Annotated in this window: 13 protein-coding genes; 3 read left to right on the top strand and 10 right to left on the bottom strand. The window is 42.6% G+C overall.

Annotation, left to right across the window (positions count from 1 at the left end):
* Positions 1–54 precede the first annotated feature (54 nt).
* The 4 genes from ACFVSH_RS08275 to ACFVSH_RS08260 form a co-directional block, all read right to left on the bottom strand.
* Complete coding sequence (locus ACFVSH_RS08275; RefSeq protein ID WP_387705532.1) at positions 55–3873, bottom strand: bifunctional 2',3'-cyclic-nucleotide 2'-phosphodiesterase/3'-nucleotidase; 3819 nt, start codon at positions 3871–3873, stop codon at positions 55–57.
* A gap of 344 nt (positions 3874–4217) precedes the next feature.
* Positions 4218–4676: a DinB family protein gene (locus ACFVSH_RS08270; protein WP_387705530.1), complete on the bottom strand. Its 459-nt coding sequence runs from the start codon at positions 4674–4676 to the stop codon at positions 4218–4220.
* Between the two features lie 11 nt (positions 4677–4687).
* Positions 4688–5518, bottom strand: a complete 831-nt coding sequence (locus ACFVSH_RS08265; protein ID WP_387705528.1) for a GNAT family N-acetyltransferase — start codon at positions 5516–5518, stop codon at positions 4688–4690.
* A 412-nt stretch (positions 5519–5930) separates the two neighbouring features.
* Positions 5931–6095: a YvrJ family protein gene (locus tag ACFVSH_RS08260; protein WP_387603882.1), complete on the bottom strand. Its 165-nt coding sequence runs from the start codon at positions 6093–6095 to the stop codon at positions 5931–5933.
* Positions 6096–6251: 156 nt separating this feature from the next.
* Here ACFVSH_RS08260 and ACFVSH_RS08255 point away from each other — a divergent pair, with 156 nt between their 5' ends.
* Both ACFVSH_RS08255 and ACFVSH_RS08250 read left to right on the top strand, forming a co-directional pair.
* Positions 6252–6875, top strand: a complete 624-nt coding sequence (locus ACFVSH_RS08255; protein ID WP_387603885.1) for a sigma-70 family RNA polymerase sigma factor — start codon at positions 6252–6254, stop codon at positions 6873–6875.
* Positions 6868–7086: a hypothetical protein gene (locus ACFVSH_RS08250; RefSeq protein WP_081395591.1), complete on the top strand. Its 219-nt coding sequence runs from the start codon at positions 6868–6870 to the stop codon at positions 7084–7086. The genes ACFVSH_RS08255 and ACFVSH_RS08250 overlap by 8 nt, the downstream gene beginning before the upstream one ends.
* A gap of 52 nt (positions 7087–7138) precedes the next feature.
* Here ACFVSH_RS08250 and ACFVSH_RS08245 read toward each other — a convergent pair whose 3' ends face one another.
* The 3 genes from ACFVSH_RS08245 to ACFVSH_RS08235 all read right to left on the bottom strand — a co-directional run bounded on the left by ACFVSH_RS08245 (position 7139) and on the right by ACFVSH_RS08235 (position 11220).
* The gene (locus tag ACFVSH_RS08245) at positions 7139–9508 is read right to left on the bottom strand and encodes a penicillin acylase family protein (protein ID WP_387705526.1); all 2370 of its coding nucleotides are present in this window, start codon (positions 9506–9508) and stop codon (positions 7139–7141) included.
* A gap of 240 nt (positions 9509–9748) precedes the next feature.
* The gene (locus ACFVSH_RS08240; protein WP_387705524.1) at positions 9749–10186 is read right to left on the bottom strand and encodes a hypothetical protein; all 438 of its coding nucleotides are present in this window, start codon (positions 10184–10186) and stop codon (positions 9749–9751) included.
* Positions 10187–10356: 170 nt separating this feature from the next.
* Positions 10357–11220 (bottom strand): STAS domain-containing protein, encoded by an 864-nt coding sequence (locus ACFVSH_RS08235; protein ID WP_387705522.1) that lies wholly within the window; start codon positions 11218–11220, stop codon positions 10357–10359.
* 144 nt (positions 11221–11364) lie between these two features.
* Between ACFVSH_RS08235 and ACFVSH_RS08230 the strand changes: the two genes are divergently transcribed.
* Complete coding sequence (locus tag ACFVSH_RS08230; RefSeq protein ID WP_179086062.1) at positions 11365–11508, top strand: hypothetical protein; 144 nt, start codon at positions 11365–11367, stop codon at positions 11506–11508.
* A gap of 105 nt (positions 11509–11613) precedes the next feature.
* Here the strand turns inward: ACFVSH_RS08230 and ACFVSH_RS08225 are convergent, their stop codons facing one another.
* The 3 genes from ACFVSH_RS08225 to ACFVSH_RS08215 form a co-directional block, all read right to left on the bottom strand.
* A complete protein-coding gene (locus tag ACFVSH_RS08225; protein WP_387603895.1) occupies positions 11614–11943 on the bottom strand; it encodes a hypothetical protein in 330 nt (109 codons plus the stop codon).
* Between the two features lie 103 nt (positions 11944–12046).
* A complete protein-coding gene (locus ACFVSH_RS08220; RefSeq protein WP_387705520.1) occupies positions 12047–13237 on the bottom strand; it encodes an MFS transporter in 1191 nt (396 codons plus the stop codon).
* A 147-nt stretch (positions 13238–13384) separates the two neighbouring features.
* Positions 13385–14707 (bottom strand): APC family permease, encoded by a 1323-nt coding sequence (locus tag ACFVSH_RS08215; protein ID WP_387705518.1) that lies wholly within the window; start codon positions 14705–14707, stop codon positions 13385–13387.
* Positions 14708–14760 lie beyond the last annotated feature (53 nt).

Here is a 14760-nt window from a genome sequence, read left to right as displayed (position 1 = left end):
ATCAACCTTAAATCGTTTAGTTTTTAAAAACAATAATCTTTACGAAAAGAGCCATTAATTATTGATATTCGTAATTCTGCCTTCGATTTCTGCCGTGATCTTCCCGCCTTTAAAGGTTTCTTTCACATAGTTAACGAATGCTTCCAGGTCAGCATGTCCAAACACACGCTCTTTTCCTTTCAGGACGGTATAGTTATCACCGCCGCTAGCCATGAAATCATTGACGGCAACCGTGTATGTTTCGGTATCCTTGATCGGCGTTCCGTCCGCCTTCTTCAATAAGGTGACACGTTCCGTGACAGGTTTACTGAAGTCGGCTGTATAGCTCAGTCCAGAAATTTGCAAAGTTTTCGGAGCTCCTTCGACGACCCATTGCTGTTGAAGCAGCGTTTTCACTTCGGCTCCAGTCAGTTCCAGCTTAACCAATACGTTTCCGAACGGCTGGATTTTCGCCAAATCGGAAAAAGTGACTTCCCCCTTCGGAATATCTGCACGAATTCCACCTGGGTTCATGAAGGCAAAATCGGAATTCAAATCTGCCTTCATCGAATCGGCGATTAAATTCCCAAGTCCCGTTTCCTGTGTATAGGCATTGGTTCTTAAAATTTTCTCATCCGTTGTCCCAAGCGGGGCTTTCAACTCGGGGAACATGTCTAAATAGTCATTAATGAATTTAGTCGTCCCGGCATCCGGTGTGATGCCATCTTGTGTAACCGTAACAATTTCAGCTGACTTTTTGACAATATCCTTTGTGCTTGGATCGATTTCCAAATCCACATCTTCAAAAGCCGTTCCATAAGAGTAAGCCTGTACAATCAATTTATTATCCACATAATTGTTGACCCTAGCATGATTATCTCCGGCCAAGATCACATCTACTTCATCATCCACGGCATTAGCAAGATCAGCCACTTCGCCTGTGATGATCCCCTCCTTTTCCGTGCCTGGGTCATGTGAGATGACCACAATCGATTTGACGCCTTTATCTTTCAACTCTTTAACCGCCTTATTTACGGCAGGTGCCTGTTCTATGAATTCAACATTCTTAATGCCATCCGGACTTACTTTTTGAGGAGTGGCATTCGTGACTACACCGATGAACCCAATATCAACCCCGCCGACCTTTTTTATGACGTAAGGATCCAAAATTGGTTTTTTCGTGTCTTTATATACGACATTGGCTACTACATATGGAAAGTTCAATTTATCGAATACTACATCGGATGTTGGTGACTTTCCGCCATTGATTTGAGCCATCAGGGTTTCTACCCCTTTGTCGAATTCATGGTTCCCGACAGTTCCGACATCGAATTTCATATTATTCAAAAACTGAAGCGTCGGTTTGTCCTGGATCAAAGAAGAAACGGGAGCACTTGCCCCAACTGCATCCCCTGCCGATAATAATAGTGTATTTTCAGGGTTTTCAGCTTTACGCTGCTTCAAGTGCGCAGCTAAATAATCAGCACGGCCTTGTTTGATACCGCCAAAATCGGAGGTGGTATCAAGCTGGCCGTGAAGATCATTGATCCCGAGCAGCTGCACCTTGACGTTTTCTTTCCCCAAATTGAATTTGTAAATGCCAAAGCCTTTATCATCCTTTTTGCCTGTATAGGAAATCGCGCTGTCTTCTTTTAAATATTCCGCACCTTTTGGTGATGAAGTGAAGGTAACGTTCACCTTGCCTGAAATCGGGGCGATCGACCAGTTATTATCAGCGGTTGGATTGATCTCACCCTCTTGTGTGATGTAATCCATCAAGATCTGGCGATTTTCATCCGCAGAGTCAACAACATATTCGCTGCCCTTGACTCCCGGGAAGTTCCCCCCGCCCGAAGCACGATAATTATTCGTCACGACGATGAAGTCTTGATTCGGATCCACTGGTTCACCATTATATTTCAAATCTGCTATCCTGCTGGAATCCGACACTTTCATCCCTTTTTCATCATAGCGCGGAGCCTTAGTGACATCGATTTGGTACGTGACGCCGTCAATCACATCAAAATTATAAACGGCAAATTTCCCATTAAGCAGCTCCTGTTCCTCAGACTTGGCAGGATCGATTGTATTATATTTCCCTGCAGACATCTCAAGCCACTCTTTAACCACGGACCCTTTGACCTTGATTGCCTTCAAGGTATTATCGTATAAATATAAATCACCGGCGCTGCGAATGGTCAGTCCGCCTTCCTTGATTTCGGTGAATTCCTCGACTCCATTGCGACCCGCTTTGAAAGGGGCCCCTACAGAGAGAATGGGCAGGTCTTTGTATTCTGGGCGGTTGCTTTGGATGTATTTCTCTACATACCATTTCTGTGCGCTCGTCACGACCTGTACGGAAGGATCGTCTTGCACAAGGGAGAAATAGCTATGAATTGGAGCTGTAGTCGTTCCAATTGGCGTGTTAACATACTTGATCGTTCCTTCGTGATCCTTCTTCACGGCTTTGACGACAGACGCATCTTCAGCTGCCTTTTTTCCTGTTATTTTGTCGTTGATTGCCCGTGTCGATGATTCGGAATTGACGACTTTCCATTTTCCCTTGATATTTTGGATATCAAGATCGATGATCCCGAGATTACTGCCGCCATATCCTGCTTGAACGGCTGGTACACCATTGATGGTACCCTTTTTATTATCCACACCTTTAAGGATTTTTCCTTGGGCATCTTTGAATAGGCTGTCTAAAGAAGCCTCATCTTGTGCCGGAAAGACCTTGTGCGTATGGGAGAACGTGATGGCATCGATGCCGGATACCTTGCTTAATGAATAGATGACATCCTCGGTATTTTTGGTGTCGCCATTAAATCCTGAATGTGTAAGCGCCACGATGACATCCGCGCCCTTTTTCTTCATTTCAGGTACATATTTATTCGCTGTCGCGACGATTTCCTTTGTAATGACCTTACCGTCAAGATTCGCTTTATCCCAATCCATGATTTGCGGAGGGGCGAATCCAATGTAGCCTATTTTCACTGATTTTTCTTTTCCATTGATGTCCTTCACTTTCTTCGTGACGATTTTATATGGAGTATATTTATTTTTATCATTCTTTGGATTATTGTCTTTATCTTTTTTATAAACATTGGCATTGACGTAAGGGAAGTTCGCATCGTTGATGGCCTCGTCCAAATAAGATAAACCATAATTGAATTCATGATTGCCGAATGTGGCCACATCATAGTCAAGTAAGTTCATCGCCTTATAGACGGGATGGACTTCACCTTTTTTCAGTGGCGCTATTTTCGCTTTGTACGTACCTAGCGGGGTCCCTTGAATAAGGTCGCCGTTATCCACTAAAACGCTATTTTTCACTTCTTTTCGTGCCTGTTTGATTAAAGAAGCCGTGCGCGAAAAGCCGACGGAGTCCGATACGGCATCCTTATAATAATCATAGCTCACCAGATTAGTGTGTATATCCGTCGTTTCCATGATCCTTAGTTCAAATGGTGCATTCGATACGGAGGCTGCCAGGCTGTTGCCGAAGTTACTAGTATTGCCGTTATACTTGGAGACAACCGATACTTTGACCCAATAACCCGATTTGTACGAATTGAAGTACGCGGAGAACTTTTGGGCCGATTTAATATCCGCCTCAATGGCTGACTGTGAAATGACCTTCGTCCCATTCATCAATTGGAAGACAACGGTTTCATTTCCTTTGTTCCCTTTTTTCGGTGTGACCGTTACAGTCGCCTTTGTGCCTTTTGTGTAATTAACAATAGGAGCTGTAATGATAAATGGTTCCGTCGTGACCGGTTTCTTATTAGACTCTTTGGCGAATGTCTCCCCCGTTACGGTAAATGGGGCTGCAACCAAACTCACAGCAAGAATCGGGGCGAGCATCTTATTAACATGCATCTTGAACGACATACTTCACAACCCTTCTATTTTTGTAAAATGCTAGAATAATATATCATGATTTTGTCGAATAAGCGTCAAAATTTACCGTAATATTACGAATTTTGAATAAATCATACTTTTTAACCATTCCCATTCAGAGCCCATAGCTCGTTATACCTTCAATCATGTATATAGTCATCATCGAATCACATTGAATCCTTAGGGAGAAAGTTCCCTATTAATAAACCCAGATAGTCACAAAGATAAGTTTCTTAGACTCTATACTTCAATGAAACATTTTGAAAAAACCTCGGAACCTTTCAAAATAAAAAACTGGTAATGCAAGTTGCATTACCAGTTTTAAAGTTTAATGCCTATAAAGCCCGATTTATTAAACTGGCTGATACCGGTTCGAGGCCCATTTCCCTCGACCAGATGGACAGCTGGCCTATATGGTGAATTTCGTGAGCTATAATATGGCGCAGTATCATACCTTTTTCGTATGTCCCCTCCATCCAAGATGGCTGTATCATTCCTTGCTCATCTTCAATGGAATGGGAATTCAAATAGTCCATGACCTCAGAATGATAACGGATGGACAGATCTTCCACCTTTTCGATCGTATCATAAGCGTCCAAATCGATCGCTACATCAGGCTTTCCTTGTATGGCCTTTATCCAGCTGCATTCGACATCGATAATATGGGCAAGTGTCCTCAATATATTGCCCATCCCTCCTGTGCGCTGCCGTTTCAGTTCCTCACTCGGTAAGGCCCGGCACCATACGAACCACTCACTTCGCACCTGCCAGTTATAAATGAATAATGTCAACATCATCCCAGCCCCTAACTCTTTGTCTTCCCTTTGTATTGATAATAATCCTGTCTTTGAATGGTTTTGAATCCACAAGATTCATAGAGTCTTAATGCATGCTCATTAGTCGCCTCGACCTCAAGAAAAATATCATATCCCAGCTGGCATTGCTCGGCTACGACCTTTTTCAACGCTTTTCTGCCAAGTCCTTTTCCCTGGTACTTTGGCAAAATCGAAAATCCATAAATCCATGCTTCCCGGTCTGAGTGATCAACACGAATCTTACCGACCGCTCGTCCATCCTTTTCAATCATCATGGTTTTCAGAGTATCCTCATATAGGATGCGCTGATAATAATCCTTCGCCTCTTGTTTCGTAAATTGGAAACATTGAATATCCAGCTGAATTTCCGTTTCCTCATCATCCCTCCGTGAAGGGCGAACGACTGCATCACCATAATCGTCAAGCTCCATTTCGGACCACTTCATTTGAAACTCAGAAAAAGCAAACTCACATGGGAGCTGTTTCAAGAATCCTGTCCCTGAATGGGATTGAGCAGGTGAGTTCAAGAGAATCAACTTATAGTTGCGCTCCACTGCACTCCCTATAGCCTCTTCCAGAAGCTTTGTAAAAATGCCTTTCCTCCGGTAATCAGGATGGACCATCCCGCACATCTCCGCTTTGTTTCCAAAATCGTAAAGACCAATAAACCCAACCAGCTTCAATCCATCATAGTGAAAAAAGTCATTCTTGTGCACACCATTCCGACTGCGAAGCGTTTCCCAGTTCAGCTTTAAAGTAAAACCTTCCCGTTCACATTCTTGCTGCAGGATTCGAATACCTTCTAGCTGTTCATCCTTCAAATTCTCCACCCCTTTTCCATATTATCAGTTTATTACCAAAAAATAAGAAAAGCAGCACCCTTTTACTTGGATGCCGCATACTATTCATAAGTTTATTGATGAATGTTGTTTTTTTAAAAGTATTTTCACTTTAATCCATAAAACAAAAATCGTACGAGGGGAGGATTTCCTATCTAATTCCATTGTCGGATGAATTATAGTAGTAAAATGATTCCAAATGACGATTATTTTTTACCTATTTTGTGCTATATTCCAAATAATGGTTTACCATTATTTCACTTGACTTTAAAGGAGGGGTTTACTTAAGTCTTGATTTTTCAGAGTACCCATTTCTTTATACCCGAATTCCGGACCCTTTTTAGAATAGAATCCGAAATTCGGTGTTTATCACCTGGCACATTACGTCCTGAGGTTATCGATTTCTCGTTTTATGAGCGGACTTTTTTAAGTTCTCTACGTCCGTTGTCAGTTCTTTTAATTTTTTACCGAAGCGGAAGAGCAAAAACATAGAAACGACGAATGGATAGCCAAATTCGCTAACTAATGAAACCCACATAGTAGCATCCTCAATCATCATCCTCTTCACCCCTTTTCTTGTATCTGATATCTAAAGTGAAACTTGTTTAAAAAAATCAATCTAGCACTATTGATTCATGGAAAAAAGAACGGATGTTCCTATATAATTGATTTATTCCCCTTGTCTATCACTTTATTAATAAAAGGAGGGATAACGATGAACCACTTTACTTCTCATTTTTTTTCTCATTCCTTGGAGTTTCTGCAGCAACAGTACTCATCTTTCTTTGCACAGCCGATCATTCATTTATTTTTACAGAACCCAGAGCATTTAAAGATTTTCACTGAAACTCTTGATTCCCCTTCTTCACACAACATTGATCTTCTCAACGAGACTTTCAGAATTTTCTATTACCGGGCTAAAGTATACAAATACATGTGCTCTTTAATTTACTTTTTCTCTGTTGATTTTGATAAAAGGGCACGGAAGCAACGGGAACGCTATCGAATGGTACTTGATGCGACACCAATGGATACTGGCGGTTTGATCGATCGAATCGGCACGTTGGACGTTCAACTTGAAAAGATGGGGGAAACGAACGAACTCGCTTCACACATAAGTGATGAAGAGATAATCAAAGCCTTGAAGACGTTAACAGCCAAACAAAGCCTGGTATTGACCATGATCTTTTCCTACGGCCTATCGAACAAGGAAATTGCTGCCTATTTCCATGAGTCGCCGCAGAATATCTCAAGCATCCGTAAACAAGCTCTAAAAAAACTTCGAAAGCACTATATGGATGAGGTATATGTTAGAAAGGAGAAAAGCCATTGTGGATAAAAAACTGTCAAAAGAAGAATTGTTGGATCTCATAGACTCTTTGAATCCTAAAATAAAAAAATCGTTAAAAAACACGAACTATCAAGACCGGAATGATCTGGAGCAAGAAATTAAACTCAAGATCATTGAATCATATGAAAAAATCGCAGCAATCGAGGCCCCTAATTTTGAGGAGTTCCTTGCAGAATTCTTTACTAAGCAAAAACAATGAAAAAGTACCAAGTCCAGAGCAAGGATGCTGGGCTTGGTATTTTTTTCAGATATCAATATGATGGTTTCAATGTCAGCTTATCCCCTTTTGGATCGTCCAATGTGGTTTTGTGATAAGTACCTTCTGCCCAATCATCAAGCTGATCGTGGTACCACTCACTTTTAACGTTACCTGATTGACCCGGGCCAACGAGGTGATATCCTTGATTCATGTCGGATAGGTCGATGACGAATCTCCAGGAGCCGCCGTGATTAACGGTTCCATCATCTAAGAATGCCGCTGCCTGTACGGTAACACTGCTACCGCCTACCGGTATTCCGCCGCCGCTGTTAAATAAATAATTTAACGGGAAGACACTCGATAGCGGGTGGTTAAACCTGACCTGATGATAGTCTCCCCATTCCCAATCGGCTATATCGTCACCTTGTGATTCTTCAAGCTCGGTTAACGTCATTTGTAACGACTTAGCAAGCACCTGCTCAAGTCCTCCTGCCTCTTCAATCCAAGGGCCCGGCTCACCGTCCAGTGCCCGCCTTAGTAGTTCATCAACGGCCGAACGCCTCCCATTAAAGAGGTTGAGGGTTTCCTCCGGTATTTCTTCCGTAAGCAGAACATCCCCTATTTTTTTCATCCAAACATTAAAAATCATCGGTGCCGCTTCATCAACGGAATCAATATGATTCCATTTCTTCAGAATCGTCAGTGCCTGGTCTTCCTGTTTCCCCCATGGACCTTTCAATACATCCACGAATTGAGGAACAAACTCCTTGGCTTGCAAATTCACCTTATCCATCTGCAGGCTTTGCATATCCTCGGCAGTAAGCTTTTTATTGGCTTTTAAAAACTCCTGTATCCTCATCTGACGGTACGGCTGTGCCCAGTTATTGCTGATGTGGTAAGGGTAGTCATCCGAGATGACTTTATTATTCGCTGTCGAAATGAATCCCTCTTCCGGATTCACCGTTTTTGGAAGCTCATCAAAGGGAATGAAGCCTTTCCACTCAAATTCATCCGTCCAGCCAGGTACAGGCAGCATACTATCGCCTTTTTTCCGGATTGGGATTTTCCCATTCGCCTTATAGGCAATGGTCCCATCGGCTGAGGCAAAGACGAAATTCTGTGCCGGCGTTTCGAATTTCAAGAGGGCCTTTTCGAATTCTTTCCAGCTTCCCGCTTTATTCATATTCAGTACCGCTTCAAGCTCGGCGGATGGATCAAGTGCCGTCCACCTTAATGCAAGCACGGTATCTTTTCCGCTTTTCCCGGCAAACTCGGAGACCACAGGTCCATGGCGGGTAACCGTCACTTGATAATCAAGTGTTTTACCATCCTTCACTTTGATGGGTTCGTCCAAGATATCGGCTTTTTCCCACTTCCCTTTGTAGGAGAATTCCTTCTCGTTTTCCGGGTTTCTCCTCTCGATATACAGATCCTGAACATCCGGGCCGGTATTGGTCACACCCCAAGCAACCTTTTCGTTATGGCCTAGTATGATTCCCGGAATCCCGGCAAAAATAACACCGCTCACATTGACTGCAGGGGCCTCCAAATGCATTTGATACCAAACGGATGGTGTAGCCAAGCCCAGATGAGGATCATCCGCCAATAACGGCTGACCGGAATCCGTTTTCTTGCCTGAAACGACCCAATTATTGCTGCCGTTGAATTCATAGGGAATAACGGCCCCGGCAAAACTTTTTTCAATATCCAGTTCTTCCTTGCTGATGATATAGGGAGCGCTCTTTGGATAATTAGGAAATAAATCATATGCTTTTTCCTTCGGGAACGTTTGCAGCAAATACTGCCTAAACGCCTGATCCTCCCAGTTCCCGCCTAAATCAAAGGCCATATATTTACCGATGGTCAGCGAATCGACGGGTGTCCAAGGCTCTGGTTCGTATCCAAGAAGGGTGAACTCCGCCGGCCATTTCCCATTCTCCTTCAATTCATCGATATAAAGGTTCACCCCCTCGGCAAACACATCCAGGGCTTCCTTCCCGTCACTTGAATATGCTGCATAAGAGGCTTCAGCCGCCCGCCTCAACCCAAGTGTGCGGAAATACTTATCATTTTTGACAGTTTTCTCACCAATCACTTCACTCAATCTTCCTGACGCCTGACGCCTGCTTAAATCCATTTGAAATAAGCGGTCCTGTGCTTGGATATACCCTTGGGCTAAATACAAATCATGTTCATTCGCTGCGTTAATATGCGGGACCCCACTTGAATCCCTCACCACCGTAACCGGTTTCAAAAGACCTGGAAGCGATATTTCCCCCTTTGTTTCCGGCAAGGACCTTGAAAGAAATACATTTGCAGCAATCAGGACTGACAGCAAAAGAATGATCAGGATACCAAAACTCCATAGCGCACGCTTTCTCCACTTCCGTTTTGGCTTTTGCTGAGGTATGGCAACTTCCATCGCTTCATCTTCCTCTCCCCTTAAAACTCTCTTTCTATTTTAGATATTCCGCGTTTAACCCCCTCTTTCCTACCAACTTCCTTACATTCTCTCTTTTTATTTCCGAAAGTTAGTCGGACTTTACTCGCACAAGGACGGTTTATTCCGAGCAAGGCCGAATTCCTATCGAAATCGCTACGATAAACATTGAATCAAATGCAAAAACACCGATACAATGTATCGGCGTTTTTGCAGGGGATGCTAGCTATTTGCAAGAATGTATTCAATCACTTTATCTGCATCGTCTGTATAAAAGAGAGCTTTATCAAAGTCATGGGCCGCCTTCGTCTCGGCTTCCATGTATTCAATCGGGGAGAGGAGACCAAAGAGCCTCTTCCATTTATAAGTTTTCTCCAGAAGTTTTCTTTCCCTTTTTATATCCTCTGGTATGAATTCATTAATGATAAAACATGGATCGGAAAAGGATGGGTCCTGAAAACGTTCGTTCAAGGCCCGCAATTTATCCCGATCCCATTCCACCCTTACCAAGTCCGATATGACCGAGACATTTTGGACCGAGTCGAGGATGTGTTTGGACAAAACATCATATTCTTCATCTTCCAACCCTTTATCCGTCATGATCCCTACACAATACCATTTTTCGATATGATCAGGTTCTTCACTTTTCTTGAAAAACACGCTTCATCCACCTTCCTTACACGCTTTACATGTCCTATTTATTTCAAATGAAAATCAACATGTCCGCCCACGTCATTTCACTATAACACGGAGAAATGGCGATGGGCGATAAAATATGAGAGACGCAGGAATGACATAGAAAAAAGATACCCTGAAAAAGGATACCTCCATCATAATGGCTGAACAGCCAGTCCCCTTTGTTTAAACAGATGTTCCATAGCCTGCCTGAACGATAGAAAGGCTTCTACCCGATTTGCAAAATCAAGTGTGACGATCTCTTTCACGACATCAGGGGGAAAGCCGGCAAAAATCGTTTCCGTCCCCATCAATGCCAGTGCCCCCACTAATCGATCCAGCAGGGAGAGCATATTGTTATCCTTCGTAAAGGTAATTCCGGAGAAATCCATGATCAATACTTCCGCATGCAAATCTGCACATTTTTGCAGAACAGTCGATTGCATCGACTCCATTCTCCAATCGTCAATGCGTCCGATCAATGGCAAGAGCAGCACATCCTTTAATACGGTCTGAACGATCGGGGTGGACAGTTCTTCCATGACTTCTTGGTTTTCTTTTATCTTCAGCAAAGAATCGTTTGCCATTTTCGCCATTTCTTTATAATGATTCACGTAACTGATACTCACACAGTGTATGAATTGGTCCAGGATTGCATCTATTATCGAGCTTGCCTTTAGCAGAATTTCAATGGAGTAATAGCGATTGCTTACCTCTTCTTCAATGAAACTCCAGAAAAGATTGCGTATCAGCTGAGCTTCCTCAATATTCTTATCTAAAGGAATGCCCATGTCCACGATGCGCTTTCCTATTTCCATACCCGTTATTTTCATACTTTCCATCGCTTGTGCTTTTCCATGGATCAAGGCATCTGCATGTATTTGAATAAGCTTTGAACGTACCTCTTTACTCGTTTCAAAATCATAAAGCGGTTCCTCTTCTTCAAACAACTCGATATGCTCCACTAAGATATATTTGAATTTTTCAATTTTTTCACCGATCATTCTTAATTCTTCCATATGGACCTCCCATACAGGGCTTTTATCACATTTTATCAATAAAGAATGGTTAAGGATATAAAATCCTTCTATTACCAGTATGATAATAGATGTTTACCCTCTTCTAGATAAGGGTATCATGATATATGACTTGGAGGGATTACCATGAAAAAAGATCAACAAGACTTTGAATCTGAAAACATGAGCGATTTAGTCGAACTCATAAACAGTAAAAATAACAGCCGCAGAATCTTGGATGTACTTCGGCGTAATAAAAAAGATAAAAGTAAAACCAAAGATAAAAAATGAAAAAGCCCAGTCCAATACGGTCTGGGTTTTTGAGTGGATAAAAAAAAGAGCTGAGTTGCTTTATTATGCAACCCCAGCTCCTCCTTCATTAAATATTGATAGCCTCTACCTTTTTCTCCGGATTTCCTTCACATGGTTTCCTTCAGTAGTAATATAGACTGTTTCATCAATTTTGTATTTTAAATAACGGTCACAATCAATTTCCAACGTTTTCCCATTGTTGAATTTCATTGCGCAATTGGATCCCCCTTCGGTTTCCGACACATCAATGACTTCGTTCGTCTTAAAACCGATTGCCTTGCCATCGGAGAAATGAGGATAGTATTTTTCAACAATCTCCACCTTTTCCAATCTGCCCGGACTTGTTAAGTATACAACGAATAATATAATTAAAACGGCTATCAACCCAATGAGAATTACTGCTTTTCGTTTCACTCTATCTATTACCCTCTTCTCTTATCAATCTATTATTCAATATCCATTTTCACTATATTATATTCAGGATTCCGGAAAAACATGATAGAAAAGATCACTTTATTTAAACGGTTTTCACTTTTCCAGCCATCATTGCACAAATGGCCGCCAGGATGATCAGAATGGATACAGCCGAAATGACCCCTCCCCAGCCGAACTTCATCAGGAATAAACCGCCTGATGCCCCCACTACACTTGATCCCGCATAGTAAAACAGGAGATATAAAGCGGACGCTTGTGCCTTTTCACTCTTATCAGCCAACCTTCCGACCCAGCTGCTCGCAATTGAATGAGCTCCAAAAAAACCGAATGTAAACAATGCAAGCCCCATTATTTTAAGCAAAAGCGTATCCAATAAGGTTAAAAGGGCGCCCATCAGCATGATTGCGATTCCGATAAGAAGTACATGCCTCCTGCCATATTGATCGGCAAGCTTCCCCATCCATGTGGAACTGAATGTCCCCACAAGATAGATAATGAAAATGAAGCCAATCAATGTTTGTGATAAATGATATGGCGGTCCCATTAAAGGTATGCCCACAAAGTTATAGACAGTGACGAACGAGCCCATTAATAGGAAGGCCATGGTGAACAAAAGTACTAGTCTGCCATTCCTTAAGTTATTAATAAGGGAGGTTCTGATTCTCGAAAATGAGGCCCCTACGCGGATGGCATGCTGCGAAGGCGGAAGCATCCACCAAAAAGCCAGACTGATGATCAAACTTAAAGTCCCAAGGCTTCCAATCGCTATGTTCCAAGAGAAATGGTCGGTCAGCACCCCGACAATCAGCCGTCCAGCCAATCCGCCGATACTCGAACCACTCACATAGATCCCCATCACATAGCCCAGGCTTTTCGGATGAAATTCTTCATTGATATAGGCCATCGCAATTGCCGGGAAACCTGCAAGCACCGCTCCTTGAATCGCCCGTATTGCGATAAGGATGTATAGGTCATCCTGGATGAAGCTGACGCATATGGATAACAATGCAGACAGAGTGAGGGCCGTCCCCATTATTTTTTTCCTATCGATATTTTCTGAGAAAAAGGAAACAAGCAATAAACAGATGGCAAGCGTTCCTGTTGCGAATGATAATGTAAGACTTGCCATTGCAGGAGAGACTCCGAATTGCTTTGCGAAAACCGGAATGACCGGTTGGGTACTATACAGATCCGCAAACGTTACAAAGCTACCAAGAAATAAAGCCAAGATTGTTTTCCTGAATGATTTACCAGCAGGCTCGATATAATTCACTTTTGTTCAGACCCTTCACTATTTAACTTTCCCCCTATGTTAATACGAACTTCCCGAGTTGTCTATTTCGCCACTTTTGTCCAAAGGGAAAGTTTTGTTCCGCAAATTCACAAAAACCCTTCACTGCATGCAGTAAAGGGTTTTTCATTAATATGAACGTTCATCATCCCGTTCACTTTTTTTAAGGAGCCAATACACTGGCATACCTATAATGAGGATGATCACCGAGTACAAGGCATTTAAAGGTGTATCGATTAATGTGCTTACAACAATGTATATTGCTCCAGCAATCGCCACGATGGGGATGAATGGGTAAAACGGCACTTTATAAGTTTTCGCATCCGGATCTTTTTTGCGTAAGATAAAAACTGCGAAGAAAGCTAATCCATAAAAACAGAAGACAGAGAATACAGCCATATTGGTAAGTTTATCAGGGTCTGTTGCAACCATCATGATGATTGCAATGATCACCTGCAATATCGTCGCATTTATAGGCGTTTTGAACTTGGGCGATATTTTTCCGATTTGTTTATGGCCTGGCATCATTTTATCAGTCGCCATCGCCAAGGTAATGCGCGGAAAAGTCAAAAGCTTTCCGTTCAAGCAACCGAAGATTGAAATCGCAATTCCGATTGATATCAATTTCCCGCCCAATTCACCAAATAGAAGCGTTGCCGCAACATTCGCTGCATTCGTGCCATGAGCTATGACTCCCTCGGCCCCCAATACATGAAGCATGGCAAGGTTCACAGCCAAGTAAGCGACCATGACCACGACTAATCCCGTTATGATTGCCCGCGGCAGCGTTTTCTGCGGGTTTTTCATTTCCCCAGCCATGAAGCCGACATTCATCCAGCCATCATATGCCCAGAGCGTAGCCAAAATTGCTCCGGCCATACTGATTTTCATTGAACTTTCACTATCGATATTGAATACAGGCATATCACCTTGTGCGATACCGAACACCGCTATGAAAATGATGGGGATCAGTTTAGCAACGGTCGATAAGGTTTGTATGATACCGCCGTATTTTGTCCCCAGAAGATTCATGCCTGCTATAAATACGATCGTCAGAATCCCTATCGCCAAAGTGTAGCCAGAAGCGATATTAAATATTCCTGCGACTAATAACCCGAAGTATAAACTGAGTGCGCCCATGACTGCAGGTCCATATACCAATGTCTGAACCCAGCCGCATAGGAATCCCCATGCTTTTCCGTACACTTCTTCCATATAAACATATAAGCCCCCGGTTTTAGGGATCCGTGTACTCACTTCCGCAATCGTCAACCCGCTTGCAAGGGTAATGAGGCCGCCTATCAGCCAGGCTAGTAAGGCCATGGTTGAATTACCGCTTAACTCAAGCACGTCACCAGGTCTCATGAAAATACCAGAACCGATAACTGTACCAACTACAATTGATGTTCCAACCCAAAAGCCAACCGTTTTCTTCAATTGGTCATTCCCCATATTGTCCTCCCCAGATGTACATCTGTACTTTATTTATACTAAAATTATATCAT

Origin of the sequence: Peribacillus sp. NPDC058002, assembly GCF_042886655.1 — a bacterium.
GTDB classification, from domain to species: Bacteria; Bacillota; Bacilli; order Bacillales; family DSM-1321; genus Peribacillus; species Peribacillus aracenensis.
Note: the sequence above shows the minus strand (reverse complement) of the source record. Positions and strands in the feature narration are given on the sequence as shown.